Below are 22,992 nucleotides of genomic sequence, written 5' to 3' on the forward strand. Positions count from 1 at the left end.
CGCTCACTGCGGTTCGCTTTCATCGCTGACTGTGAAAACCACCGTTTCACCTTCGATAGTGTACGGCACCTTTTTGCTAAGGAGCTGATCGGCCGCGATTTCCGGCAGATTGTAGGTTTCCACGATGACCTTGCGCAGTTGGGGCCTGTCGTCTTCGAAATGATATCCATTAATCGCCCATGCGACGATTCCGGGCGTGTGAACGGCGGGGCTTGATCCGAGACGGTAGGTTGCCATTTGCGATCTCCTTGGATGACTATGGAGGCAGAATAAAATAAAAATATATGGTCGGCAACATAAAAAGTAAAAATAACGACTGTTTATTTTATTAAATTGAGGGAGCAAAGCCCGATTATGCCCTTGTAGCGCGTAGCGTCACATGCTACATAGGAGTATGATAATCGGCTTTCGACACAAGGGGCTTGAGACCCTTTACAAAACCGGCTCTGCCCGTGGGGTTCAAGCTGCTCATGCGCCGAAGCTGTCCCGTATCCTTGCTGCCTTAAATGCAGCGGCATCGCCTGCCGAACTGAACCAACCAGCCTACAAGCTACACCCCTTGAAAGGGACGCTGAAGGGGCATTGGTCGATATGGGTAAATGGCAACTGGAGGGTTACTTTCCGGTTTGTCGGAGCTGACGTGGAGTTGGTCGATTACGTGGATTATCATTGAAGGAGACATACAGTGATGAAGAACCATCCCCATCCGGGCGAGCTGCTTCGCGAGGATGTTTTGGTGCCTCTCGGCATTGAGGTGACTGACGCGGCGCAGCGCCTTGGAATTGCCCGGTCTACGCTCTCTCGGATCATCAACGGGAAGGCTGGCATTAGTCCTGATCTGGCGATCCGGCTTGAACGTGCTGGCGTCAGCACCGCACGGTTTTGGATGAATTTGCAGTTGAACTACGAACTGTCCAAGGCCGAAGCGCGGGATCAGCCGGAAGTGAGGCCATTGCAGTCGGCAGCGGCTTGAAAATCGGAATCGTTCGTTCATTGGATTTGGCACGCCCAAACGTTACCAGTCTTTGCAGGATATCGAGGGAACCAAGATGAACGTCGTTTTTGCAGCAATAAGCGCCAGCCTCTTTTTGGCAATGCCTGCGATGGCTCAAAAGAGCGAAGTGAAACGCTCTCAACCATTTCAGGCGCAGGAGCGTTGCGAGACCAGATTGCAGGGACCGGAGCAGGAGCTATGCGAGGTGGCACAAAAGGCGACCCATGCGCCTAGCGGAAACCAAGAGAGCAGCGGAAGACAATAAGGGCACAGCCAGGTCATCGGGGCCTAGCTGCCAAGCGTACCAGCGTCCCGCGCCATCTCTTCTGCTGTACCCCATGCGTCTTCCCGGTCTTGAGTGTAGTATGCGATTGCCTCTGCCCTTTCACGCGAAAGGTTGGGGCGAGAGATGCGATATTCGCCCTCCCGCTTACTGATTGTCAGGCCGAGGGCGCGCACCGCGCCAAACAGGGCCTTGTCGTTTCGTGTGGGAACGTTGAGAGCATCGGCGATAATTTTGGCTACAGTCACCATGTGCATTCGATCTCCGGTTAGAATTCGTATGTTCGAGTGCCGTCCGGCAGCTCGCAGGCGATTTCCACGTGCAAGCTTTCGATCTCGTCCGTCTCGTAGTATTCGTCACGCCACTTGATCGCCGCTCCGTAGCTCTCAGCCGTGTGCACGTCGCATTCGCGCTCGTAGCCTGCGTTTTCCACCACAGTGTATCGCTTCTTCATATCAGCGTCCTTTCGGTGATGCTGCGGGCATCGAGGGGATCGTGCCGTAGGTGTACGTATCCAGCTTCTGGTTGGCGTGCTCGCGCTCGGCCTTGCGGATATCGCGACCATATCTGAGCGGATCAAAGTAGAACTCGATCTCAAGGCCAAGATCGCCATATGTGGCGACGTAGAACCGGGGCATTTCTACCCCGGCGCTGTTTAGGCATTTTGTCATCTCATCGTTTCCTTGTGGCTGATTTGAAGGTGTGTTCGACGGTGATTTTGAGGAAGAGGGGGATGGAGATTTCGAGGGCGATTTTGGTAGAGCCGTTGGGTTTGAGCTTTGCGAGGATACGGGCGAAGGAAGCCTTGAGGCGTCGGCCGGTTGCGCGGCAGAACTGGAACGTCTGGAACATTTGCGGACCTTTCGTTAGGCATCAGCGCCATGTGAAGACTATAGGCTTGAGGCCGCAGGCGGTCAACATAAAAAGTAAAAATAACTGAAAATAATTTTACGAAATAGGCGATTAAGGGGCTTGCGTTTAGTAAAAATATCAGGCATATTGAGACCATGAAGAGCGGGAAAGCGGGTTCCACCATGACGACGACGAGAAAAGTAAAAAAAGCGAGAAAAGTAAAAATAATTGTTGACCTGAGCGCAGAAAACGGCCATAGTAGGATTGGAAAAGGCTCCGATATTGGCTGAACGCGCAAGAAAAGTAAAAAAATCGCGATATGGGCGATAAAAAGTAAAAATAATGCTTGCGATTAGTAAAAATAGCTGGTAATATAGTAAAATTATGCGGGTGAAAGGGACACAGGCGGCGCGTTTAATATAAAACTACACCGGTGTAGTTTTATATTAAACGCGCCGCCGTCCCTTTCACCCGCATAATTTTACTATATTACCAGCTATTTTACTAATCGCAAGCATTATTTTACTTTTTATCGCCCATATCGATTTTTACTTTTTTCTTGCGCGTTCAGCCAATATCGGAGCCTTTTCAATCTACTATGGCCGTTTTCTGCGCTCAATCAACAATTATTTTTACTTTTCTCGCTTTTTTTACTTTTCTCGTCGTCGTGGTGGAACCCGCTTTCCCGCTCTTCATGGTCTCAATATGCCTGATATTTTACTAAACGCAAGCCCTAATCGCCTATTTCGTAAAATTATTTTCAGTTATTTTACTTTTTATGTTGACCGCCTGCGGCCTCAAGCCTATAGTCTTTGGCATGGCGCTGAGGTCCGCAAATGTTCGACGTTCTGCCGCGCGTTCTGCCGCGCGGCCGGCTCCTTCGCCCGTATCCTCGCAAAGCTCAAACGGCAACGGCTCAAAATCGCCCTCGAAATCTCCATCCCCCTCTTCCTCAAAATCACCGTCGAACACACCTTCAAATCAGCCACAAGGAAACGATGAGATGACAAAATGCCTAAACAGCGCCGGGTAGAAATGCCCCGGTTGTCGCCACATATGGCGATCTTGGCCTTGAGATCGAGTTCTACTTTGATCCGCTCAGATATGGTCGCGACCATCCAAGGCCGAGCGCGAGCACGCCAACCAGAAGCTGGATACGTACACCTACGGCACGATCCCCTCGATGCCCGCAGCATCACCGAAAGGACGCTGATATGAAGAAGCGATACACTGTGGTGGAAAACGCAGGCTACGAGCGCGAATGCGACGATGCACACGGCTGAAGCCTACGGAGCGGCGATCAAAGTGGCGTGACGAATACTACGAGACGGACGAGATCGAAAGCTTGCACGTGGAAATCGCCTGCAAGCTGCCGGACGCACTCGAACATACGAATTCTAACCGGAGATCGAATGCGCATGGTGACTGTGGCCAAAATTATCGCCGATGCTCTCAACGTTCCCACACGAAACGACAAGGCCCTGTTTGGCGCGGTGCGCGCCCTCGGCCTGACAATCAGTAAGCGGGAGGGCGAATATCGCATCTCTCGCCCCAACCTTTCGCGTGAAAGGGCAGAGGCAATCGCATACTACACTCCAAGACCGGGAAGACGCATGAAGAGCAGAAGAGATGGCGCGGGACACTGGTACGCTTGGCGGCTAGGCCCCGATGACCTGGCTGTGCCCTTATTGTCTTCCGCTGCTCTCTTGGTTTCCGCTAGGCGCATGGGTCGCCTTTTGTGCCACCTCAAGCTCCTGCTCCGGTCCCTGCAATCTGGTCTCGCAACGCTCCTGCGCCTGAAATGGTTGAGAGCGTTTCACTTCGCTCTTTGAGCCATCGCAGGCATTGCCAAAGAGGCTGGCGCTTATTGCTGCAAAAACGACGTTCATCTTGGTTCCCTCGCAGGCTGGTAACGTTTGGGCGTGCCAAATCAATGAACGAACGATTCCGATTTTCAAGCCGCTGCCGACTGCAATGGCCTCACTTCCGGCTGATCCCGCGCTTCGGCCTTGGACAGTTCGTAGTTCAACTGCAAATTCATCAAAACCGTGCGGTGCTGACGCCAGCACGTTCAACCGGATCGCCAGATCGACTAATGCCAGCCTTCCGTTGATGATCCGAGCCAGACCGGGCAATTCCAGGCGCTGCGCCGCGTCAGTCACCTCAATGCCGAGGGCAAAGACGATCTCGCCCGGATGAGGATGGTTCTTCATCGCTGTGTGTCTCCTTCAATGATAATCCGTAATCGACCAACCCGCGACTCCGACAAACCAGTAACCCTCCAGTTACCCATGTCGACAGTGCCCGTCCCTTTCAGGGTGTTGGTTCAGTTCGGCGGCGCCGCTGCGCAGCAGGGACGCTTCGGCGCGCGCATGACCCCGCTTGGGCAGAGCCGGTTTTGTCGAGGCCGATTATCACTCTATGTGGCATGTGACACGAAGACGTACGCTCCCTCGACAATAGAATGGGCGGTCGTTATTTTACTTTTGCCGACCATATATTTTTATTTTCCTGTCAGGAGAGATCGCAAGCTACCATCTCAGGATCAAGCTGCCGTTCCTGCCGCGTCATCGCATATGTGGATATGCGACATTTCGCGGACAGGCTAACTGATCTGCCGGAAATCTCGGCTCCTTGTAAAGGAACGTACACTATCGAAGGCAGTGGTTTTCACATATCGCAGGTGATGCGGTGTCATGCAGGTCGGCCTTCGCCGTCGCCCGTGTAACCGCCGGCACATCGCCAATGAAGTTCAATGGTACGCGCGACCGACGCCGACGACAGCCGACGCCGATGATTCGCCCGTCGTCAGGATGCCGAAAATTTGTTGGAGACCTTGCGCGACGCCGTATCGACGCGCGTTTGCGGACATCTGACGCGCGCTACGCGCAATGCAATTCGCAAGCAATTGACAATCACCCGGCGCTGCACTTCGTTAAGGTCTCGACCCTCTGACGATCCGCACGGCAAATCACGCGGCGTGACGCGACCCGCGCCTGATCTGTTTTGGCCTCGACCGATAACGACTTCCATCGTCGACCCGAGAGGCCAGCGCTATCGCAAAGGCCCGATCCATCCAATATCGAGATGCAATTGTTGAGCAACACCGCGACTTGGTGCCTATGCCACACTGGCAGGATATCCTAGATCGCGCAAAGGAGCTTATTCCGGCCACAGACGCCTCTTGGGATGGCCTTGGAACAAGCGCTCGTGAAACGGCCTCTGATATATCGAGAACACGCGCCGTCGAGATCGGCGTGGCTCTCGGTATCCTGACCGGCCGTCGCCCTTTCGAAATCTTCTGCCAAGGCGTCTTCTCGCCCTGCCGATTATGGCAGACCCGACCACGAACACAGAACATACCCGTGGCCGTGGCTACGAGACGTGGCGCGTCTATTCTCGGACAGGCAAAGACTCGTGGAAACGAGGGGACATTCGACCAGTCGTTTCCGATCCCCGTGCTGACAAAAGCGCGAGATGTCATTTTTGCTTGGATGGTGCTCCGCTACAGTGAAAGTGGCCAGATATGGCGCGAGATGACGAGCGACGAATTCAAAGCAGACTTGCTGCGCGCTCGAACCCCAAGTGCATCCTTCCCGCCGTCCGTGACGAAATCCTCGAAAAACTCTGGCCAAAAGTCTCGCTCGAAGACACGCCGAACGTGATCGAAGCCAAGAAAATCAAGGCGCATAACGTTCGCGCACTGTACGCGGAAATCGCGGACCAGTTTTTCCGGCCTAAGTCGGGAAGAAGCCGCATTCTTCAAAGCGCTCGGCCACACTGAAGGATATCGAAACGGCCTCTTCCTACATGAAATACTACCTCCCCGATCAAAAAGATGCCGGCGCGACACGCCGGGTAAAAAAACAGTTGGCGAAAAAGATCGAGGCAGCAACCGAAGGCGCGAAGCTGAGGACAATTGAAGGGGAGCAAGAATTGCATATCAGAGCTGGAATCGCTGCTCTCGCAGCACTCACCACCTCATTACCCGCAACAGCACAGGATCAATGGCCGATCTGCACTACGGGCAAGCGGATAACCTGCATCGTCGATGGAGACACGTTCTGGCGGGACGGCATTAAGTACCGGATCGTCGGTTATGACGCAGAAGCTGGCGAAGGCGCTCGTTGCGGTCAGGAGCGAGCGCTTGCGGATCGCGCTACCCAACAGCTTCAGCGTCTCGGAGCACGCCCGGCATCAATACCGAGATCAAGGCGAAGATCGCTATGGCCGCGTGTTGACGCAGGTGATGACGCAGCATGGAGACATTGCAGACCAGATGATCAAAGCTCGGCCTCGGCCATGCCTATCGCGGAGGATACCGTGATCGAAACCAATGGTGTCAGTCCAACCGGAGATCCATCAATGCGATTGCACACAGCCCTCGAACACCTGAAATCCGGCCACTACCGCTCAATGGAGCCATGGAAGGCCAATGAGATCGATGAGATGGCCCGGCATGTTGAGGCGTGCGCCGCCAGCGCCGCCGAATTTACCTTTCTCGCAGACCCCAAGACGATACCCTCCAAACATTCATAGACTTTGCCAACGAGCTATGGGACGCGGAAGTTGCTCTATCCCTCACGATGTTTTTTGGGTCTCGTGGGTGCAGAAGGTGCTCGATGAGCACGTCCATATGGCGGCTCTCTGTGAGAAAAATATGAGCCCTATCGATGGAAAGCTCGTCTCGCTTTCCGTGCGCGTCATGTTCGAAAATCATCGCCGCAATGGCTTGGTCTTCCTGAATCAAGTCGGAAAGTTTTGCGGCGATCACAAGCACGTCCTTGTCAGCCACGCCGACAACGATTCGACGCAACTGCTCGTGGACACGGGCTTTGGTGTGTCAGCGGCGCTGATCGGCGCCCTTGCCACTCCGCAAGCCATCCGCCGGGAAGAGCCTGCCCCGGCGCGCTTGAACAAGCAGCGCTTGCAGAAGAAAAGCCGCCTATTGGCCCAATGATCGTGATCGATGTTCGCGCCAGCCAACAGGCATCACAAAACCGGAAGAGGGCGGCTGGACCGTCAAACCACACTGGCGAAGAGGTCATATTCGCCATCTGGCTGATGGCCGCATGATCCCCATCCCGCCTTGCTGCGTCAATATGGAAACAGGCATTCCCATCAAGCCCGAATATGTTGTGAAGGTCTGATCCCATGCCTTCGGATCATGTAGATGAACCGACGCTTGACGAGTTTACGATCCCGCACGTCGCCTTCGCGGCCGCTGAGCACTATGCCGTCTTTCCTACCGCCGAGAAGCACGAGCTGATCCAAACTCTCAAGCGCGATGTTGAAGCGCGCTTCGCACGAGAACGTGAAAATGTCGCCGGACATGCGGCGGCTTTGAAAGCAATTGAAGACGCGGATGCCCGTGGTCTTCTGGAAGTGATCTACGGGCAAGGAGACTAGAAATGGAGACAGGCGAGAACTTTACGGCGCTGAACTATAGCCCATGCGATTGAGAGCATGAAAGAGGTCGTACAGCGTCTCCCCCCGCATTTTGTTCAGTCCATCAACGCGATCCGCATCGTCAGCGATATGCTTCGCAGATCAGTGAAATTTATCCTGCCCAACTGCGCAGAGCTGCTTGATCCGCTGCACGTATCGCAAGCGCATGAAGCTCCCCTTCCCGCTCGTTGCTTTCGAAGCTCCTTGGCAGAAAACCGATGCAAAGGACGCGGGTTATCTCGATCACTACAAGTCAACCCGTCGCATTGCCCTTTGTTGGGAGCCAGGTGCAACGCCGCCGCAACTGGCGCATCTCAACGTCATCTAGATCGCTTTCCGCAGGGAGGCGTCTTTATCCTTCCTATTTCATGGCTGGATGTCATCGAGACGTGGAATGTAGGTATCGGCGGGGCTTTCGTTCCCTACGAGAACAGCTTGGCAGCAGTCGATCAGGCTCAAGTCAGCCCTTTGAGCGCCCGCGCGATGGAAGCCCTTAACAGCGCCGGTTTGCTGCCCAAAAAGCCCGCATAGTTTGCAGCAGAGCCGTTCATTCTTCAGCCGGAGCATTTCGAAGCGGTCATTGCGAGAAGCGACCGTGAAACCGGATTCGCGAACATAATGAACGACACGAGGGATGAAGAGTATGGCCGTGGTTCAAGCGTGTGCAGTCCTCAACTGCGAAAACGTAGCGACGGCGGATATTGAAGCCCCTGCCAAACTGAACAAGGCGCGGATTGCCAGGAAGCAGCCTTTCTTTTCTTATAGGTTCTGGCGCTGGCCGCTGATCGTCCGTCCCCGGTAATACCGGCAGCGCAAGTGGACACGCCAGCCCCCGTCTTCATCTTCGCCGGGCCACCTTCGTCGTCTACCTGAAAAGACCGTGTGGAAGAGCTGCCATGGTTGGTGCGGCCAGTGAGAGCGGCGTCGTCTCAGGAGTATCGGCTCGTCAAAACCCGAAACAAAACCTGAGCGGTTCCGACCCAACCCTGTCTGATCGGCTATCGGCGGATTCGAGGGCCTTTTTGTGCCCGCAGGAAGCGGGAAGGAATCAAGGTGCGGGGTTATCTCCTGCGGCTCAAACCTTGGAGATACAAAATGAGCACATCTATCGAAGCAAGCTTTCACGCCCTTATCGTCCTCACTGTCGCTTTTATGGCCGGATTTCCATCAATCGGTCTCGGCGGTGCATTCGTCATGTGGATCGTTTACAAGGTTGCCGCCGACTGGCTGGACGACTGGTGCTCTGGCTGCGAAACCAGAAGGGGCGCTCATGCGCCCCTTTCCCACTTTCCTTCGACAACAAAAAATGATATGACTTCGTTGTGAAACAAACAACGGAAGTGATGGATGGAAGACGGCGAACAAGAACCACTGACGATCTACCGTCTCTCGAAAATCATATTCGTCGGGCCGGTGCTGATTGCTGGCCTCGGAACAGCGGCTCTCTGGTACGTCTGGACCTCTGACCTCTACCTTATGCACAATCTTGGCCCGATGGTGCTCGGGTTATCTCTTTACAGGCTTTTTACCCCACGATCTTCCTTGTCTGCCGAATTGCGACCGCCATCATTGCCATGGGCTTTGCAACACAAGTGCTCATTGTGCCTCATCAGGTACATGACAACAGAGCAGAGTTTTCAGTAACCGCGTGCTCTGGCGAACCGGTTTCATCAGCCGAGATATGTTCACGACCTCTGTTCGAGAGATCATAGGCGTTCAGCTTACGCAATCCGTTCTCGGCCGGATACTCGGCTCGGCTCGATATCGATCAGTACGCGAAGGACGATCAGATCGTAGCTGACCTGATCAGCGGAGCGCCGCAGGCATCACGAACGATTATGGCACTCAAGAACAACGCCGAATAGGACGGCCATCCGGTCATTGCTCTTCGTCGGCTAGAGCCTTCACCAGTGAGAGAACCTTTCGTCTGATACCCCCATCGGGTATTTGCGCGAACGCACGATTCAGGCTAGACCTTCGGAAGTGCCAAGAACTGAGTAAAGAGTTCGAACTCCCCGGAGCTTTCAGCCACATCTGGCTTTGCCCATCTTCAAAGAAATACGAAACCGGCACCCCTAGAATGCGGGCCATATCCGACAGTCGGCTTGCGCCGACCCGGTTTGTGCCCTTCTCTACTTCTGGACCTGTTGAAATGTGATCCCAAGCGCTGTTCCTAGAGCCGTCTGGCTCATGCCAGTAAGTCGCCTGCGCGGCCGGGTTTATTGCCCGCATCGATGTCAATCTGGTTCGGCTGTTTAGGATGAACGCCCATCTGTTTCCCCTGCTGATGTCATGAAGCTTTTACGCCTGCGCGCGGCTTCGATTTTCCCTTAGCCTTCCCGTTCTTGGGAAATGAAGGCGCTCGCCACATCGCTTGTGACATTATCCGGCCATCCGGCGGGGCTGTAGCCCATTTTGCTCGATCAAGGTCGCGATGAACTCACGCTGCTTGTCGCTGGCAAGTCGAGGCGGCGGCGGCAAGGCCTCATCAATCCACACCGAGCTTTGCAGACGCCATAACCTCTTCCGGCAGAGATAAGCCATTCTCTTCCGCGATCCGCTTTGCAAACGCTGCCTGCTTCTCAGAAGGCGTATCCGACCGCTCGACTGCTCCCGGCTTGCGTTGTCGTTTTCACAAATGACAGGGCATCCATCGCGAGCCCGAACAACCGAAAAAGCTCCGCGACTTACCCGTCTCGCAGCGCCTTGCCGCACTTAGGACATGGGTGGGCAGGCTTCACGCTCGCGAGCTTCCCAAGCTCAACATCGAGGCGCTGATCAAGATCAGCGATCACATCGACATAGCGTTCTCTGCCTTCCGCTATGAGATCGAGGCGTTTTCGGGTCTTTGGTGAAGTCGTATTCGGCGAAGTCAAAACGGCCGACGAGGTTTCCGACGATGGCCCGGCCGCTCTGTGTCGGGACGAGATACCGTTTTTCCACCACAACATATTTCTTGTTGCAGATATTCGATGCGATAGCCGCAAAGGTCGATGGCCTACCGATGCCCATCTGCTCAAGTTTGCGGATCAAGCTGGTTTCGGTGTAGCGCCGGGGCGGCTTTGTCGCCTTGCGCAAAATCTTGCCTCCCGTCGCTGTCACGGAAGTACCTGGCTGTAGCATCGGGACGCGCCCGTTGGTTCGTCCTCATCTTCGTCATCGCTCTTTTCATCCGCAGCAACGATCCTCCACCGCTTGTAACCAGCTCGGCGCTGCGAGCACGGAAATGGAAGCGCTCGCCACCGGCATCGGCCGTGAGATCGAGCGTCACTGTTTTGTAGACGGCATCTGCGAGCTGCGAGGCAACGGCGCGCTGCCAAATCAGCTTAGCGCTTTTTGCTTGTCATCCTCCCCGCCTCACGATCCTCAACATGAGTTGGTCGAATAGCCTCATGAGCCTCCTGTGCTCCTTCAGGCAGCGGCCAGCGTCGTTTTTTCCAGCTGCCATCCCTGCCCCTCAGCATAGGCGCCGATGGCCGCAATCCCGTCATCTGAGAGGTTCGGATTGTCTGTCCGGTGGTAGGTAATCAAACCGGCTTCGAAAGGCTCTGTGCAAGCTTCTGTGTCGGGGCTGGAGGGTATCAAAGTGGCTCCCGCCGCCTGCAAGAGCGCGGAGGTCGTAAACGGTGCGGGTGGTCCCTTGGCAACGGGCTTCTCGGCCGCTGCCGTCACCGTGAAGCGGCGGCAAGCCTGGCAGCTCGCTCGGCTCTGATCGAGGATGTATTCGTCATCGCCCTGCAGAAAGGATTTGGTCTGCCACTCGGCGGTCCACGAGCCGTTCTCAAACTCCGCTAACGCCGAAAAATGGTCTGTCACCTTGAAGCGGTCTATCTCATTCTGCCGTTCGACAACGGACGGACTGCGGGCGACTGGACGACCGGCTGTCAGGGACTGCCCGCTGCCGTCGATATCGGAAAGGACACTCGGTAGCCGATCAACCGATCCGCTGCTCTGCGTGCCTCCTGTGCCGCGACAAGCCGCCGATCAATCGGGCGAGGCGCGGCAGTGCCGCCTTATACCGGTCTCGGTTATCTCGTTGAATGTGACCCGCTGATACCGCTCGATGCGCAAGTAACGCTTCAGATGCTCGGAAATCGCCTCCCCCTCACGATCCGGGTCCGTTGCAAGATAAATGGCATCGGCCTCGGCGACCATGGCTTCAACCGGCTGATGACAGATCGGCCGCGCTCCTACGCCGGTGAGCTGGTATGTTTGCGGTTCAACGGCCATCTGGTCCGTTGGAAGATCTACAATATGGCCCATGCTGGCCTCTACTCGCCAATCGGAACCAAGCAGCGATCCAATTTTCTTAGCCTTGGTAGGGCTTTCGACAATCATGAGTTTCACTGCACCCTCCTGATAGCAAATCGCTGAAACATTTGATAACGTTTCCGCTAATGAAATCATTGTCAATGATCGAGTGGGAAAAGGGAAAATGGCACCAAGGGATCAGAAGAGCGTCGGATGGCTGGAAATCGGCACGGCGCTGTTTTTCTGTCTGGCGATCCTAACTGTAGTATGGGTGATTTTCCGCGCGCCGATAAAGATGCTCTATCGCGCGGCTCGCGCGCTGCTGAAACCGGCACGCTTTGGAAACTGACCGCGTGGGGCGACTATTTCGCCTACACGCCGCAGAGACACTGGTATCAGTCGATCTTTCTGTCGTCCTTCCCTTCGGCGTGGTGTGCCGGGATCATAGTTCTGGTCGGCCTCTTTATGAGAGCGAAGGTCGAGCAAGCACATCATTACCTATCTGCGGCCGAAGAAGGATGCAGAGTATGCAATGAGCCACAAGGAGCTGATGCAGCGCTTCGCGCCGTTCTATCCTCATTGCAGTTCTTCCTGAAATTCCCCATGCACAGATATTCGGCCAGCTCCGGCCCTGCGTCTCAGCCGATGTCAGCACTTGAGCTGCTGATCGACAGCGGCGCTATCGTCGCTGATAAATTCAAGGTTCCTGAGAACGACGAAGAACAGACCTCCCCAAGCCGGAAGAAGCCGACGAGGACCGAAAGGCAGGTGAACGGGCAATCAATCGCAGCGCTCTGCGAAAGGCCCTAGAGAAGCCCTTTGGGCCGCACAACCCGTTTCTAAATGTGAACCTTCGTAATGACGCCGCTGTAAGGGCTGCGATAGATGCCATGGTACGCGACCGTGATCCTGTACTCGGCCCTTGTGCGCGTGAATGCGCTTCACGACAGCGACATCAAGCTCTCAAGTGTCTTGGATGCGAGCGAAGAGTTCCTTCGAGATGTCTGGCGCGACATCAACCGTGAAAAGACCAAGCTTGGCGACAGTCTTGTGATCGGGCCATACGACTACCCTGATCCCGATAAAGGCCGGGAAGCCTAAGAAAAAGAAAGCAAAGGGTGCTGATATCGGCACCGGCATCGAGCAGCCATCCAACATGATAATCCTGTCGGAACATCTGGCAAAGGTCGGCCCCAATTTCAAAACAACGAAGCGGGCGAAAGAAGAGCTGGCAAAGATCATCGTGAAGCCCGCCACCGGGATCGATCCGAAGCGCCCGGTCGATGTGATAGACAGGATCGTGCAGCGGCACGGATACGTATTTGGCGTCTTGGCATCGTCGCTTACTGACGGCAAGGATGGTACACTTAAAGCCGCTCGATCTGCCGGGGTCATGGCACCAAACACGTTCCTCTGGCTGCGGTTTGCCGACAGAAGCATGTGGCGTTTTCTAAACTATGTCGGCATGCAAACCCCCTGCCCGGAAGCGGCTGGAATGTACGATCACTGGCAGACAGAGCTTGTTCTGAAGACCGGCCGCACGGCCTGAAGTTGCGGAAAGCACGATAACGGCCATCGTCAAGAAGCCAGAAAACAGTCGCCTGACGCTTACAATGCGCGATTTTGATGAGCTGGTAGCGAAGGTACGAAACCAGACCAACACGGTCGATGAGATGATTATCAAGTCGTCCGAAATGTGGAACGACGACAACGCACAAGTGCCAAAGCTGGTGCCGGATCGGTAGGGATTACGATGACGAGATCGGATAAATCACAAGCCTCATGGGGCACATATTGCCGTAGCTACCTCGTAACACTCGGCGGTCTATTGGGTGGCGGCGCGAGCGTGTTCCTTGTCGCGCACTACACGGAATCTCTCGTGCTTCCGTGGCAAATCACCCTGCTACTCTCCACTTTCCTGCTAGGTGGAATCATGCTCGCTCTCGCTGGCCTCTTCGGTACGGCAGCGCAGATGGAAGGCTTGCGGATTCGACCTCAGATTATGAGCTGGTGGGAAGGATCGCGATTGTCGCTCATCCCGTCTATCTGATGCTGCGACCGATCTATGAGCGGCGTTAGCGCCGGGCGTCAGCGCTGGCGGCAATAACGCATTACCACATCACCGACGCTGCCCTGCTCGTCAAGCTGGACATCATGGATGGTGATCGAGATGTAGTTGCTGTCGTGCTGCTCGATGAAACCTTTACGGCCAACCACGCTGTACTCGTGTTCTGCCTTGATCGAAAAAGGCGTGCGCCCTCCCTCAGTCCGGCCGAATTCAACGACCCCGGTAACATCTGAGCCTTCTTCATCTGTCTCCATGCGATGGGGCGTGATGGTCAAGATTTTGCCGCTGCACTCTCGTCGGGATCGTACTCGTCTGACCGCAAAGAAAGCCTCACAGCCTTCATTGTTCTTTGGATCAGGCTCTTCCCCCTCGGCGGTTATCACCCGCAGCCAGTGCCCAACGTATCCATCCGCAAAAGCAATTTCGGGAGACGCGACCAACGCGCCCCCCGAGAAAACTAACGCGATCACGAAACCGCGGATCATCACTGCTGCCCGATCTCTGTTCGCGACATCAACAGGAGCATATGTGCGAGAGCACTATCGGTTCGACCTTCAAGGTTCTGCGCCAGCGAAGCTGCTGCGCGAGCTCAGGGCATTCTGCCGGGTCATATTTATCGCCAGCGAGCGCAAATCCTTGTCGGCGTTTGCCGCCGCGCTGCCTCCGCTGGTCATGTAAGTCCCCTCGCCTCCTGCCATCGCGGCAGAATTGTCGCTGTCGCCAGAACTGGTCGGTGTCTCGGCAACATCTTGGCCCGGCGTGCAGGTATTGGGGAGCGACTGGCTGCGACCGGCGCGAACAGCAGCCATGCCGACGACAGGCACGCGCTCTTTCAAGTAGCGCTCTGGATTCACATAATACCACGTATTCGGGGATGCCGACGACAATGCATCCGAGGTGGCATAGCCGTTCGGATCGCGTTTGCCGCCGCCTACGGAAACACGCAATCGTCAGTGCTCGATCCCGGCACGCATTTGCTCGCTTTGACGGCGCTTGCTGGAACTTGCACCTCGAAATGGAGGTGCGGTTTTTCCTGCCGACTGATTGTCGCCGATCTTGGCGATTTCTTCCCCGCGCTCACGTCTTTCGGGTCAGGCCGCGAATATGAGTGCAGATAGAGCGTTCGGAACTGACTGCCTGTCACTTTGACGCCCATCGAACCGACGCTCAGTTTGCCGTCATGGGCAGCAAATAGAGGCTGATTAGTGGAAGCTTGGCCCTGCGCTCCCTGCGGATAGATGTCCGATCCGCGATGCCAGCCGTTACCAGAACCCGCGCCGGGGCGATTCAGGCACCGTACTCACTGAAGACAACAGGACTCTGAACGGGATGGGCTGACAAGCAGGAGCCGCCCCACCTGCCGCGACCTCATCCCGCTGCACGTCTCATTGACCTGATTTTCAGCACATAGGTGCCCGCGCGCATTGCCGTCCACTGCTCTGCCAGTGCAGGAACCGCCGCTTGTGAGCCAATCTTTGAGGCCCCCGCTCCGACAAGGTGACTGCCGGCGATCCAAGCCGCCACGGGTGACAGTGACCGTTTATCGTCTGACCAATGTACTGCTGGTAATTCCCGAGATAGGTGAGGTTCCGGTTTCCGTATTCCAGAAATGCGGCGTCCTGCGCCGACGGCGTATTCAGATAGTCCTCTAGCGAGTTGATGCCATTCTTACCGGTCAAGTGCCGTCGCCGCGCATATACCCGACATCGATCAAAGCGGATCGGCCCATCTGATAAGCACCATAGTAACCGTTCCCGGTGTTGGTGCTATAGTTCCCCTGCCCTCGCTCTGCCGTATGTTGTTGAGCATCGGCCGCAATTTGTTGCGGTGGGCTGCGGGTTTCTGGCCGCATGGGCAAACATGGTGCCCGCGAGAAAGATCGTCGCGGCCGTGAACAGGATGCGCGAGGATCTGATCATGGAAGCTCCACCTGTTTGCCGCAAATCGAAAGCTTGTCGTCAGTCACATCGACCGTATTCCGGTCTTGGCAAGCGTTGATGCGCTCACTTGTCGCCAGCACCTTGAAGTCAGGCGAAACACGCTGGACGTACCATGAGCAAGAATTGGCGCCGCACAGAGGCGATCCCATCATCGAGACAAGGTAAGTGTTACCCTTCGCCTCAAAAGAGGCATACATGAACTCGTAATTCGCGCCCATAACCTCTTGGATATCGTTCTTCCACAAGCGGTTCATAATCGAAGCAACGACATTCTTCGGATCGTTGATCTCGGCCGGGTTAAAAGCTCTGTGAACGTCAACGGTGCCGCCATGGTGGCGGTAGACGGAAGCGCCGTGGCGACCGAAACAGCAGTAATTATGGCCGTTCGCTTCAACTGCATGAGTTTTCCTCTCCTTGCTCAGCGCGCGAGTGCTACTCCTACTCGCACAAGGCGCAGACGAAGATTCCAGCGCCTTGACTGGAAACTGTTTTGCCAGAAGAAAGGCGACATGACAATGTTTCCGTATCGAGATACATTGTCGAATGAAACTCGAAACAGGTCACGGACAAGGTATGTTTTCACGAATTCTCTTCACGATAACGCTACCGATCCTGTGCGGAGCGCTACCGCAGATGGCCGCAGCTCAGGACGCGCGCGCAGACCCTGTGATTACTAGGCCGGGCGGCGAGGCAACGTGTCTCGCTATGAATTTGCGCCAGAAGACCAGCCGACGCTTCAATACAAAGCACCGCCTGCGGGAGCTGACACCGATCTGTTCGGCAACGAGTCGATATTCTTCGCGATCAGGTCCGCGAGCTGGAGAACGCATTGATGGAGGTTCAGGCGGAGAACCGGAAGCTAAAAGCGTACAACGAAACACTTCTGAAGGAATTGGGGAAAGCGGATTAAAAGATGACCGATCTCACCGAAATCATAATCAATCTCTTCAAAGCCAACTCAATCCTTCTCTCCATTATGATCCTGTCGATCACGATCTTTGGGGTCATCGTGGGCGGCATGGGACTTTAGAAGGCTACCAGTACACCAGCGGCAATAGCCGTTTCTCGACGCGTCAGGCGACGTTTACCGGCGCGATCGAAGCTAGCCCTCGGCAGCGCAGCGGCGATGGGCGCAGTTATTTTCTACCGCTTGGCTGGCACCTTTTCACTCGCCGAAGATGCGACCACGAGCAATGTTCTCGATTATGCGCAATCTGGCTCGATCACGGGCACGTACTGCCAGCAGTTCCAATACTCCGTAACTCTGATCTGGATGATCATCGGCACGGTGGCGCTTTTCAACGCCGCCCGTTCGGCATATCGCAAATCAATGGCGAGATGGTGCCATGGAGCACACCGGTCTACTATCTGATCGGGGGAATTATGTGCTATTTCGTCAACGGCATCACTGCAATGATCGCGAACACTATCGGCCTTGAAGTCGGACTCGACAACATGTGCAAGGCTTTCGGTATGGCCGGGGCTTAATCGTCTGTTGCGAGGACCGCAAGCAAGGCTGCGGTCTCGCGTCGATCCGCCACTAGAGAGCTGGCGGATCCCATCTTCATCCACCCCTGCCCTTTCCAGAACCCATTCAAGCGTCTCGTCGTAGGGCATGCGCAATGTCTTGGAAAGTTCCACGAACCGGTTGTGGGTTGCCAGACGCACCCGCATGTTCAGAGGCTGAACGATCCCTTTGCTTTTGCGCTTGCTGGCGATCTTGAGCGGCTGCTGTCGGATCGTACCTTCCTGCGTTTCTACAATTCGCTCGACTTCCTTGGCGGTCGGCAGATCGTCGCTTACAGGGTCGGCTTCATGCTGGCAGCAAGGCTAAGCTTGTTTCACATCGGCCGGGTTTGGATCGATATGACGGTTCCCAAATCCGGAAGGTTTTGCTGCTCATGCGGCTTTCTCCTGCTTGTTGATGATGTATTCGATAGCTCGGCCGCGAGAAAGGTCGGCATTTGTTATCGCCTTATCGACACCGTTGTACTCGTCGCGATTTAGCTCTGCGAGTGGAACGCCTTCCAGCATCATGGCCTTGTAAGCAGACCGCTCGTGGAGGTGGGTTGTGAAGGAAGGCACATCGTTCCCTTGAATTTCAGCCATGATTTTGCGCTCCACGCGCGAAATCATATTCGTACAGTCCTCGACCAGAGAATTCGCTTATCGACCGTCCGACCTAGCGTCTCTTCGTCGCTCGTAATCAATGCGAAGGTCTGCGGCTTTTCGTGCGTCTTCTGGACTAGGCTGCATCGGGATAATCATGAGATCGGCCCTGCTCACGACAGGGGTTCTCATATCGGACGTGAAACCCGCCATATCAACGAACACAAACGCGCTCTTGGCTGAGGCATCTTTGATAGCTTTGTGAATGCCGGTGCTCGATGTCTGCTCAATGACTTCAATGGTCGATGTCGTCGCCTGCTCACGCCAGTTAGCGATCGATCGCTGAGGGTCAGTATCGATAACCGTCACTGAGGCATTCTGTCGTGCCAACAGATCCGCCAGCACGAGCAGGGCCGTGCTTTTGGTTGATCCACCTTTCGAATTAAATGCTGCAATAACGGGCATATAAGCGCTCCTTTTGGATTGTAGCGTGAGCACGCACGCAAACTCATTCAAATGCGTTCGGTATCTTTCATATACATTATCAATCTTTAACGTTCTGTAAACAGCTTTTGCAAGCGTTCGCGTGCGGTCTCGTTCTTTCGCTTGCTGTTGCGTTCTTGCGCGTTCTTTTGCTTGCACGTGCATGAACGCATTGCGTTCTGCGTTCTAATGCACGCAGCCTGATCGCGAGCGGGAACCGCGCTCCCACATTGCGCCGTAGGTGACGGGGCGATCTATCAAGGCTGCGAAACTACTAACAGCCAGGAAAAAACAAACCCCGCATTTGCCCGTACAGAGCGAAATGCGAGGTTCAATGGAAACTAACGTCAGAGGGGCGAAACGCCTCCTACGAAGCTCTGTGGCCGTTTTCAGCCTTCATCATCGTCGTGGCCTTTGCTAACGCGCCTCTTATCCCACACCCGATGTTTCAGGACGACGCCACGCCGCGTGTCTTGGACCTTCTTGGTCCAAAGCAAATATTCATCTGGCGGCCAAACAGCCTGCGATAATCGTCGGCCGTAATCTCATAGCCGACGAGACTGCGCGATCTGAAACTGGGAGCCATCAAGCAAGCTGGTGATGTGATCGCTGGTAGTCGCGGTATCGACATCTCTCACGGGCAGAAGGCGAGGGCGGCTGTCGAGGTCATCCAGTTCATCGATCACGGTGAGAAAATCTTTGGTGTAATCTCGAAGAGCTGAGTGAGCTTGACGATGTACTGAGTGAGCGTGTCGTGCGCTTGCGCCGGGCGGCGGTATCGAAATTTTGGAGTTCATCTGCACGAGGCGGGTATGGTCCAGCTCGGCAATCAATGACTGCTCCTGACGCATAAGCTCCGACAACTCACCGATGTACTCACGCTGCTTCTCGATGACTGCTCGTAAACGCGTTCGCAATCGCCTCTCAGTGGGACGATGGCTACCGCGCTTCTGCGTCTTCCGCGTCATTGGTACACCTCCCCACGCGGCAGAACTTCATTTCTCATTGTCGGGACTAGACTCCTGTAGGTATGCCGTGACAATCAAAGCTTAGTGATTTGTCAGATTGTCACAATTAAATAAAATGGCTGGTGCCCTCGTGTACAGCGTTATCCTTTCGCATTTTATTATTTCTCTACCCCCACCTTATTATTGTTCCATTTAGGATTGTTTTTTAAATATATTTGCTAATTCTGCTTGTATGAACTCCCCAAGTGGAGCTTTTCCTCATAAAATCGGTTCTCAGCGACCTGCCAAGCGCGGTAGCGCATAGCGAAAGCAGCCCATGAAAAGCGGCATCGAAAGCGAAAGGCCGCAAACATCATTAGGCCCGATCCGACAGCCGCTATAAAGCACTGCGGCTGACAAAACCGCGCAAGCAATCACAAACAGAATGGTCGCCGATCTAATAAAATAGGCTCTACGAGCCTCGGGAGCATAATGGACGACAGGCCCATTGATGTCCGCAAGCTCACGTAATGTAATCTCCCAGTCCGCAATCTGGATCGGAGCATCGTCTAGCGGGCCGTCCGAAATCGGCACAGAACGCCGCTACGGCCTTCACGCTTGCAGTCAGGACAATCAGGTCGATCAGCGCTGAAGGCCGAGACCGTCATCTTCAACGCGTTGCGGTGAATCTTTAATAGGGCGGGGGATCACCCTGCCGGGCCAACGCAAAAAGCCCCTCTTATCTGCAACCGGGGGCGTATCATCAGCATCGGTAGTCTGAGCCACCTTGCGGCGTCGGAAGATTTTCATTGTTAGACCAGCTCGCTACTTGTTGTGGTTCACTGAAGCTGGATGTGCGGGAACCATTCCTCGAATAACTCGACCCGATCCAACTGATCTGCCGGGACAGTAAGCCTCAACCGCTCGCCGTTGTTACCAATTACAAGCACAAGACATCACCGGACAAGGAAAAGAGCACCAATCGCCGTCTCCGTTAGGAATTCCGTTGATACAGAAAGATCACCCAGATACTGTGAATGTATAGCCGCCCCGAGCGCCGTCTGAAGAACCCATAGCCTAAAGGGCTTTTTATTGCAGGGTGAGCCAGCGATTCTGCGACATCCATTGAAAATGCGAAGGGCAAGGCTTCCCATGCAGCGACGGGCAGGCTCGTTGGCTTATAAGCCATTTCTGAAACGTCAGGCATGGGTGTACGCTCCCTATTATCGCTCAGGACAGAGTAATCAGATCGTGAACGCTGATATCAAGACCGCCATATTACCACGGCGTACACCGCATGATATCGTGCTATCACCTCATATCGCCTTACATCGCTATCATGCGCGTGCTAACGGTTGGTAGCATTATAGATGCACAGCGCGCAATGATCTGATTTAATGAAATGCGTCGTAGATTTCGACATCCCATATCTTAATCATTCGCAGGATATCACTTTCCATTGCGCGGTATTGATTGTAACATTAAGCGTCCGCTCCAGATGCGGCGACATAGGTTGGGGAAGGGGAGATAATGGCTCCGCGAAGAGCATCGAAAGCTGGATCGGGCGGGGCGATAGCCGAACGCCCCATCATTGACATGCATACGTTGCGCCTTCCCCGAGAAGAGGCGGCTTTGAGACGAGACTTTAAAAAACTCCACCGGCTTCCAACAGGCGACCTTTACCTGATGAACATCACCGGCATCAGATGGATCAAACAGGGTCCTCGTTGACTACGCCCGTTTCATTCAGACGATGACGTGACCGACGATAGATAATTCCTCCATGCGTCTGCCACGCGACCGCATCACGAAAACTTCAGAAAAAATCTTGTCTGTCGGCGAAATGCTGATCTTCATGATGGACAACGCCAAGATTGCCGCCGATGGAAGCACTCGGCTGCTCATCGATTATGAAACCTTGACGCTAATTGAGAAATAATCACCTTACCGAACCGCTCATGAAGCAGATCGCGAGCGGGAACCGCGCTCCCAAATTGCGCCGTAGGTGACGGGAGCGATCAAATCGGATCACAGCCTTACCAGATCAAATGTACTCGTATTGCAAACCGGGATCGATGACACCCGGTTAATTCTCCCGACAATAAACAGTCTACCAAGCGGCTTATGATCACGTTGATCATCGCGAACACGCCTCATTGTTCGCCTGAAAGACGCCCCATTCAGACGCGCCGCGCGCCCTGCTCGTCAACAGCAATAGAAACTTCAGGTCAGTTGTGGTAGATGCTTGTCACGAATAGCACAGTCATCGAACATATCGATTGAAACTGGAATACGGATCAAAACCCCCTTAGCGGGCACCGTAAGGCGGTCGGCAGGAAGCTGGCGCGCTTAGGCGCACGATGAACAGCGCCATCGTTGGCGTTGGCTGCGCCCCGGCGATCCATGCCGCCACGCGGAAAATGATCAATCATCGAAACTTCAGCCAGGTCGCGCATCACACCTCATTCTACTCGCTGAGAGAATATACCGGATGTTTGTCTTCATTGGGATGAACCTTCATCCTTCAAAAATTTGATCGCAGCCCGGCATCGAGCACCCGCACTTCACGAGAGATGCTGAGGTCTTGGAACGTAGCTGTGAAAACAGACATTCTGGCCCCTTTGACCTCTCCATCACGAAGGAGGGTCAATATCAAATCAGCATCGCGCTTCATCTGTGATTGCTGCGCCCACCTGCATCGTCAGCAAGCTTGCGTGCAAAAATCTCTTTTGCCTTCTTCGCGTCGTAGCTGAGATTATCATCCCGTTCCGACCTAACGCGTTTTGTCGTCATCTAAGCCTCACAAAAATAGAGCCAGAAGTTATCAAAGACAGCAAATAATGCAATACGAGACGGCTTGATTTATGGTTTGAACCCCGATGTCTGTGAGGGTGTTGCGCGCCGTGCTCATTTCATTATTCGTAGTCTGGTTGGAAGCGCCATTATCAGAAGCTTTCGGTTGAGCAATATTCACGGACTGATTAACGGCTTTAGCAATTGAACCGGCCAACAGCAAGAGACCTTTTATCGACATTCTCAACGCTTACAGCGGACGGTTTAACCGGGAGACAACACGCCCTTTCCTACGGTTTCCGTAGGATGTGTGTGCAGGTGCGCTGTCCCATAGCTGCCGCAACCTCGCCACCTTGATAATCCAATGTATTTTCGCGTTAGCTGCAAACTGGTGTCTGGCGTAAATTCGCGTTTTCATCTCCTTGGGAGTGATCAGTTTCATCTTTCTTAGTTCTGCCTTTGCTCACGTAGGGCGCGGCGGCTATGCGTTCCAATGTCATCCCACTCAACGCCATTCAAGGCAGTAATAACCCTATCAATGGCCGAACGCTGCTCGAACGTAATCACGTCATCTAGCAGGAATAACTCTCTTTTCTCACCATTACCGAAACGCCCGGCCGATACTTTGCGTTCGGAACTGTCAAGACATCATCAACAAGGCTTGCATCCTTCCATTCAACCGGTCTCAAGCCTGTTGCGATACCAAACTTCAATCATATCTGCGGCAAGAAGCTGGAAGCGTCCACGATTTCCATTTCGAAGGACATGGATCAAATCCTGTTCTAACTGTGGCCCAACGCCTTTTGGCAGCTTTAGCTTCGGCT

30 protein-coding genes and 3 pseudogenes are annotated in these 22,992 nt (G+C 54.5%); 16 read left to right on the forward strand and 17 right to left on the reverse strand.

Going from position 1 to position 22,992, the window contains the following annotated elements; translation table 11 throughout:
- Positions 1–3: 3 nt before the first annotated feature.
- The gene (locus ShzoTeo12_RS26830) at positions 4–237 is read right to left on the reverse strand and encodes a hypothetical protein (protein ID WP_130521491.1); all 234 of its coding nucleotides are present in this window, start codon (positions 235–237) and stop codon (positions 4–6) included.
- Between the two features lie 157 nt (positions 238–394).
- On the opposite strand from ShzoTeo12_RS26830, the gene ShzoTeo12_RS26835 reads away from it, so the two are divergent.
- The 3 genes from ShzoTeo12_RS26835 to ShzoTeo12_RS26845 all read left to right on the forward strand — a co-directional run bounded on the left by ShzoTeo12_RS26835 (position 395) and on the right by ShzoTeo12_RS26845 (position 1,259).
- Positions 395–673, forward strand: a complete 279-nt coding sequence (locus ShzoTeo12_RS26835) for a type II toxin-antitoxin system RelE/ParE family toxin (protein ID WP_130521493.1) — start codon at positions 395–397, stop codon at positions 671–673.
- A gap of 12 nt (positions 674–685) precedes the next feature.
- Positions 686–973, forward strand: a complete 288-nt coding sequence (locus ShzoTeo12_RS26840; protein ID WP_130521495.1) for a HigA family addiction module antitoxin — start codon at positions 686–688, stop codon at positions 971–973.
- Positions 974–1,049: 76 nt separating this feature from the next.
- The gene (locus tag ShzoTeo12_RS26845; RefSeq protein ID WP_164056900.1) at positions 1,050–1,259 is read left to right on the forward strand and encodes a hypothetical protein; all 210 of its coding nucleotides are present in this window, start codon (positions 1,050–1,052) and stop codon (positions 1,257–1,259) included.
- A 23-nt stretch (positions 1,260–1,282) separates the two neighbouring features.
- Here ShzoTeo12_RS26845 and ShzoTeo12_RS26850 read toward each other — a convergent pair whose 3' ends face one another.
- From ShzoTeo12_RS26850 to ShzoTeo12_RS26875, 6 genes are all read right to left on the reverse strand, one after another.
- Complete coding sequence (locus ShzoTeo12_RS26850) at positions 1,283–1,534, reverse strand: hypothetical protein (protein WP_318914419.1); 252 nt, start codon at positions 1,532–1,534, stop codon at positions 1,283–1,285.
- A gap of 11 nt (positions 1,535–1,545) precedes the next feature.
- Positions 1,546–1,731 (reverse strand): hypothetical protein, encoded by a 186-nt coding sequence (locus ShzoTeo12_RS26855; RefSeq protein WP_130521499.1) that lies wholly within the window; start codon positions 1,729–1,731, stop codon positions 1,546–1,548.
- A 1-nt stretch (position 1,732) separates the two neighbouring features.
- Positions 1,733–1,948, reverse strand: coding sequence for a hypothetical protein (locus ShzoTeo12_RS26860; protein ID WP_164056977.1), 216 nt, complete (start codon positions 1,946–1,948; stop codon positions 1,733–1,735).
- A 1-nt stretch (position 1,949) separates the two neighbouring features.
- Complete coding sequence (locus ShzoTeo12_RS26865) at positions 1,950–2,129, reverse strand: hypothetical protein (protein ID WP_271082349.1); 180 nt, start codon at positions 2,127–2,129, stop codon at positions 1,950–1,952.
- Between the two features lie 741 nt (positions 2,130–2,870).
- On the reverse strand, positions 2,871–3,101 hold the full coding sequence (locus tag ShzoTeo12_RS26870) for a hypothetical protein (RefSeq protein ID WP_318914432.1): 231 nt from the start codon (positions 3,099–3,101) through the stop codon (positions 2,871–2,873).
- Between the two features lie 713 nt (positions 3,102–3,814).
- Entirely contained in the window at positions 3,815–4,342 is a 528-nt protein-coding gene (locus ShzoTeo12_RS26875) for a hypothetical protein (RefSeq protein WP_318914433.1), read from the reverse strand.
- A 909-nt stretch (positions 4,343–5,251) separates the two neighbouring features.
- On the opposite strand from ShzoTeo12_RS26875, the pseudogene ShzoTeo12_RS28325 reads away from it, so the two are divergent.
- The 8 genes and pseudogenes from ShzoTeo12_RS28325 to ShzoTeo12_RS28330 all read left to right on the forward strand — a co-directional run.
- Positions 5,252–5,650, forward strand: a pseudogene (locus ShzoTeo12_RS28325) (protelomerase family protein); the annotation flags it as partial.
- A 5-nt stretch (positions 5,651–5,655) separates the two neighbouring features.
- Positions 5,656–5,913 (forward strand): hypothetical protein, encoded by a 258-nt coding sequence (locus ShzoTeo12_RS26880; protein ID WP_318914434.1) that lies wholly within the window; start codon positions 5,656–5,658, stop codon positions 5,911–5,913.
- 26 nt (positions 5,914–5,939) lie between these two features.
- Complete coding sequence (locus tag ShzoTeo12_RS26885) at positions 5,940–6,668, forward strand: hypothetical protein (protein WP_318914435.1); 729 nt, start codon at positions 5,940–5,942, stop codon at positions 6,666–6,668.
- Positions 6,669–6,735: 67 nt separating this feature from the next.
- The gene (locus ShzoTeo12_RS26890) at positions 6,736–7,089 is read left to right on the forward strand and encodes a hypothetical protein (RefSeq protein WP_318914436.1); all 354 of its coding nucleotides are present in this window, start codon (positions 6,736–6,738) and stop codon (positions 7,087–7,089) included.
- 194 nt (positions 7,090–7,283) lie between these two features.
- Complete coding sequence (locus tag ShzoTeo12_RS26895; RefSeq protein ID WP_130519815.1) at positions 7,284–7,538, forward strand: hypothetical protein; 255 nt, start codon at positions 7,284–7,286, stop codon at positions 7,536–7,538.
- Positions 7,539–7,595: 57 nt separating this feature from the next.
- Positions 7,596–8,108 carry a hypothetical protein gene (locus tag ShzoTeo12_RS26900; RefSeq protein WP_318914437.1) on the forward strand — a complete coding sequence of 171 codons (513 nt, stop codon included), beginning with the start codon at positions 7,596–7,598 and terminating at the stop codon, positions 8,106–8,108.
- Between the two features lie 564 nt (positions 8,109–8,672).
- The gene (locus ShzoTeo12_RS26905; protein WP_318914438.1) at positions 8,673–8,903 is read left to right on the forward strand and encodes a hypothetical protein; all 231 of its coding nucleotides are present in this window, start codon (positions 8,673–8,675) and stop codon (positions 8,901–8,903) included.
- A gap of 316 nt (positions 8,904–9,219) precedes the next feature.
- Positions 9,220–9,378: pseudogene (locus ShzoTeo12_RS28330) on the forward strand (PH domain-containing protein); the annotation flags it as partial.
- A 77-nt stretch (positions 9,379–9,455) separates the two neighbouring features.
- On the opposite strand, the pseudogene ShzoTeo12_RS26910 reads toward ShzoTeo12_RS28330, so the two are convergent.
- The 4 genes and pseudogenes from ShzoTeo12_RS26910 to ShzoTeo12_RS26925 form a co-directional block, all read right to left on the reverse strand.
- Positions 9,456–9,849 (reverse strand): annotated as a pseudogene (locus ShzoTeo12_RS26910) (helix-turn-helix domain-containing protein).
- Positions 9,850–10,361: 512 nt separating this feature from the next.
- On the reverse strand, positions 10,362–10,700 hold the full coding sequence (locus ShzoTeo12_RS26915) for a DNA topoisomerase (RefSeq protein WP_318914439.1): 339 nt from the start codon (positions 10,698–10,700) through the stop codon (positions 10,362–10,364).
- 288 nt (positions 10,701–10,988) lie between these two features.
- Complete coding sequence (locus ShzoTeo12_RS26920; RefSeq protein WP_318914465.1) at positions 10,989–11,486, reverse strand: DNA topoisomerase; 498 nt, start codon at positions 11,484–11,486, stop codon at positions 10,989–10,991.
- A 75-nt stretch (positions 11,487–11,561) separates the two neighbouring features.
- A complete protein-coding gene (locus ShzoTeo12_RS26925) occupies positions 11,562–11,915 on the reverse strand; it encodes a toprim domain-containing protein (protein WP_318914466.1) in 354 nt (117 codons plus the stop codon).
- Between the two features lie 126 nt (positions 11,916–12,041).
- Here ShzoTeo12_RS26925 and ShzoTeo12_RS26930 point away from each other — a divergent pair, with 126 nt between their 5' ends.
- The 3 genes from ShzoTeo12_RS26930 (at position 12,042) to ShzoTeo12_RS26940 (ending at position 13,377) form a co-directional block, all read left to right on the forward strand.
- Positions 12,042–12,638 carry a hypothetical protein gene (locus tag ShzoTeo12_RS26930; protein WP_318914440.1) on the forward strand — a complete coding sequence of 199 codons (597 nt, stop codon included), beginning with the start codon at positions 12,042–12,044 and terminating at the stop codon, positions 12,636–12,638.
- 75 nt (positions 12,639–12,713) lie between these two features.
- Positions 12,714–12,929, forward strand: coding sequence for a hypothetical protein (locus tag ShzoTeo12_RS26935; protein WP_318914441.1), 216 nt, complete (start codon positions 12,714–12,716; stop codon positions 12,927–12,929).
- A 55-nt stretch (positions 12,930–12,984) separates the two neighbouring features.
- Positions 12,985–13,377: a hypothetical protein gene (locus tag ShzoTeo12_RS26940; RefSeq protein WP_318914442.1), complete on the forward strand. Its 393-nt coding sequence runs from the start codon at positions 12,985–12,987 to the stop codon at positions 13,375–13,377.
- A 539-nt stretch (positions 13,378–13,916) separates the two neighbouring features.
- Here the strand turns inward: ShzoTeo12_RS26940 and ShzoTeo12_RS26945 are convergent.
- The 3 genes from ShzoTeo12_RS26945 to ShzoTeo12_RS26955 all read right to left on the reverse strand — a co-directional run bounded on the left by ShzoTeo12_RS26945 (position 13,917) and on the right by ShzoTeo12_RS26955 (position 16,081).
- Positions 13,917–14,381, reverse strand: a complete 465-nt coding sequence (locus ShzoTeo12_RS26945; RefSeq protein ID WP_318914443.1) for a hypothetical protein — start codon at positions 14,379–14,381, stop codon at positions 13,917–13,919.
- A gap of 69 nt (positions 14,382–14,450) precedes the next feature.
- Positions 14,451–14,843 (reverse strand): hypothetical protein, encoded by a 393-nt coding sequence (locus ShzoTeo12_RS26950; protein ID WP_318914444.1) that lies wholly within the window; start codon positions 14,841–14,843, stop codon positions 14,451–14,453.
- Between the two features lie 968 nt (positions 14,844–15,811).
- Complete coding sequence (locus ShzoTeo12_RS26955; RefSeq protein WP_318914445.1) at positions 15,812–16,081, reverse strand: hypothetical protein; 270 nt, start codon at positions 16,079–16,081, stop codon at positions 15,812–15,814.
- Between the two features lie 298 nt (positions 16,082–16,379).
- Here ShzoTeo12_RS26955 and ShzoTeo12_RS26960 point away from each other — a divergent pair, with 298 nt between their 5' ends.
- A complete protein-coding gene (locus ShzoTeo12_RS26960; protein WP_318914446.1) occupies positions 16,380–17,324 on the forward strand; it encodes a hypothetical protein in 945 nt (314 codons plus the stop codon).
- 411 nt (positions 17,325–17,735) lie between these two features.
- On the opposite strand, the gene ShzoTeo12_RS26965 is transcribed toward ShzoTeo12_RS26960, so the two are convergent.
- From ShzoTeo12_RS26965 to ShzoTeo12_RS26975, 3 genes are all read right to left on the reverse strand, one after another.
- Entirely contained in the window at positions 17,736–17,945 is a 210-nt protein-coding gene (locus ShzoTeo12_RS26965) for a hypothetical protein (protein WP_318914447.1), read from the reverse strand.
- A 57-nt stretch (positions 17,946–18,002) separates the two neighbouring features.
- Entirely contained in the window at positions 18,003–18,410 is a 408-nt protein-coding gene (locus tag ShzoTeo12_RS26970; protein WP_318914448.1) for an AAA family ATPase, read from the reverse strand.
- Positions 18,411–18,973: 563 nt separating this feature from the next.
- Positions 18,974–19,396: a hypothetical protein gene (locus tag ShzoTeo12_RS26975; RefSeq protein ID WP_318914449.1), complete on the reverse strand. Its 423-nt coding sequence runs from the start codon at positions 19,394–19,396 to the stop codon at positions 18,974–18,976.
- A 1,762-nt stretch (positions 19,397–21,158) separates the two neighbouring features.
- Between ShzoTeo12_RS26975 and ShzoTeo12_RS26980 the strand changes: the two genes are divergently transcribed.
- Positions 21,159–21,314 (forward strand): hypothetical protein, encoded by a 156-nt coding sequence (locus tag ShzoTeo12_RS26980; protein WP_318914450.1) that lies wholly within the window; start codon positions 21,159–21,161, stop codon positions 21,312–21,314.
- Positions 21,315–22,992 lie beyond the last annotated feature (1,678 nt).

It is taken from the genome of Shinella zoogloeoides (assembly GCF_033705735.1).
In the GTDB taxonomy this organism is placed as follows: domain Bacteria; phylum Pseudomonadota; class Alphaproteobacteria; order Rhizobiales; family Rhizobiaceae; genus Shinella; species Shinella zoogloeoides_A.

Excerpts from the sequence above, each read along its gene's own strand:
- ShzoTeo12_RS26880 (WP_318914434.1), top strand. The coding sequence starts at position 5,656 with ATGGCGCGAGATGACGAGCGACGAATTCAAAGCAGACTTGCTGCGCGC.
- ShzoTeo12_RS26940 (WP_318914442.1), top strand. The coding sequence starts at position 12,985 with ATGATAATCCTGTCGGAACATCTGGCAAAGGTCGGCCCCAATTTCAAA.
- ShzoTeo12_RS26960 (WP_318914446.1), top strand. The coding sequence starts at position 16,380 with ATGAAACTCGAAACAGGTCACGGACAAGGTATGTTTTCACGAATTCTC.
- ShzoTeo12_RS26900 (WP_318914437.1), top strand. The coding sequence starts at position 7,596 with ATGAAAGAGGTCGTACAGCGTCTCCCCCCGCATTTTGTTCAGTCCATC.
- ShzoTeo12_RS26860 (WP_164056977.1), bottom strand. The coding sequence starts at position 1,948 with ATGACAAAATGCCTAAACAGCGCCGGGGTAGAAATGCCCCGGTTCTAC.
- ShzoTeo12_RS26845 (WP_164056900.1), top strand. The coding sequence starts at position 1,050 with ATGAACGTCGTTTTTGCAGCAATAAGCGCCAGCCTCTTTTTGGCAATG.
- ShzoTeo12_RS26905 (WP_318914438.1), top strand. The coding sequence starts at position 8,673 with ATGAGCACATCTATCGAAGCAAGCTTTCACGCCCTTATCGTCCTCACT.
- ShzoTeo12_RS26965 (WP_318914447.1), bottom strand. The coding sequence starts at position 17,945 with ATGGCTGAAATTCAAGGGAACGATGTGCCTTCCTTCACAACCCACCTC.
- ShzoTeo12_RS26855 (WP_130521499.1), bottom strand. The coding sequence starts at position 1,731 with ATGAAGAAGCGATACACTGTGGTGGAAAACGCAGGCTACGAGCGCGAA.
- ShzoTeo12_RS26945 (WP_318914443.1), bottom strand. The coding sequence starts at position 14,381 with ATGATCCGCGGTTTCGTGATCGCGTTAGTTTTCTCGGGGGGCGCGTTG.
- ShzoTeo12_RS26835 (WP_130521493.1), top strand. The coding sequence starts at position 395 with ATGATAATCGGCTTTCGACACAAGGGGCTTGAGACCCTTTACAAAACC.
- ShzoTeo12_RS26975 (WP_318914449.1), bottom strand. The coding sequence starts at position 19,396 with ATGACGCGGAAGACGCAGAAGCGCGGTAGCCATCGTCCCACTGAGAGG.
- ShzoTeo12_RS26925 (WP_318914466.1), bottom strand. The coding sequence starts at position 11,915 with ATGATTGTCGAAAGCCCTACCAAGGCTAAGAAAATTGGATCGCTGCTT.
- ShzoTeo12_RS26980 (WP_318914450.1), top strand. The coding sequence starts at position 21,159 with ATGCGTCTGCCACGCGACCGCATCACGAAAACTTCAGAAAAAATCTTG.
- ShzoTeo12_RS26895 (WP_130519815.1), top strand. The coding sequence starts at position 7,284 with ATGCCTTCGGATCATGTAGATGAACCGACGCTTGACGAGTTTACGATC.
- ShzoTeo12_RS26830 (WP_130521491.1), bottom strand. The coding sequence starts at position 237 with ATGGCAACCTACCGTCTCGGATCAAGCCCCGCCGTTCACACGCCCGGA.
- ShzoTeo12_RS26930 (WP_318914440.1), top strand. The coding sequence starts at position 12,042 with ATGGCTGGAAATCGGCACGGCGCTGTTTTTCTGTCTGGCGATCCTAAC.
- ShzoTeo12_RS26865 (WP_271082349.1), bottom strand. The coding sequence starts at position 2,129 with ATGTTCCAGACGTTCCAGTTCTGCCGCGCAACCGGCCGACGCCTCAAG.
- ShzoTeo12_RS26915 (WP_318914439.1), bottom strand. The coding sequence starts at position 10,700 with ATGCTACAGCCAGGTACTTCCGTGACAGCGACGGGAGGCAAGATTTTG.
- ShzoTeo12_RS26875 (WP_318914433.1), bottom strand. The coding sequence starts at position 4,342 with ATGAAGAACCATCCTCATCCGGGCGAGATCGTCTTTGCCCTCGGCATT.
- ShzoTeo12_RS26850 (WP_318914419.1), bottom strand. The coding sequence starts at position 1,534 with ATGCACATGGTGACTGTAGCCAAAATTATCGCCGATGCTCTCAACGTT.
- ShzoTeo12_RS26885 (WP_318914435.1), top strand. The coding sequence starts at position 5,940 with ATGAAATACTACCTCCCCGATCAAAAAGATGCCGGCGCGACACGCCGG.
- ShzoTeo12_RS26935 (WP_318914441.1), top strand. The coding sequence starts at position 12,714 with ATGCCATGGTACGCGACCGTGATCCTGTACTCGGCCCTTGTGCGCGTG.
- ShzoTeo12_RS26970 (WP_318914448.1), bottom strand. The coding sequence starts at position 18,410 with ATGCCCGTTATTGCAGCATTTAATTCGAAAGGTGGATCAACCAAAAGC.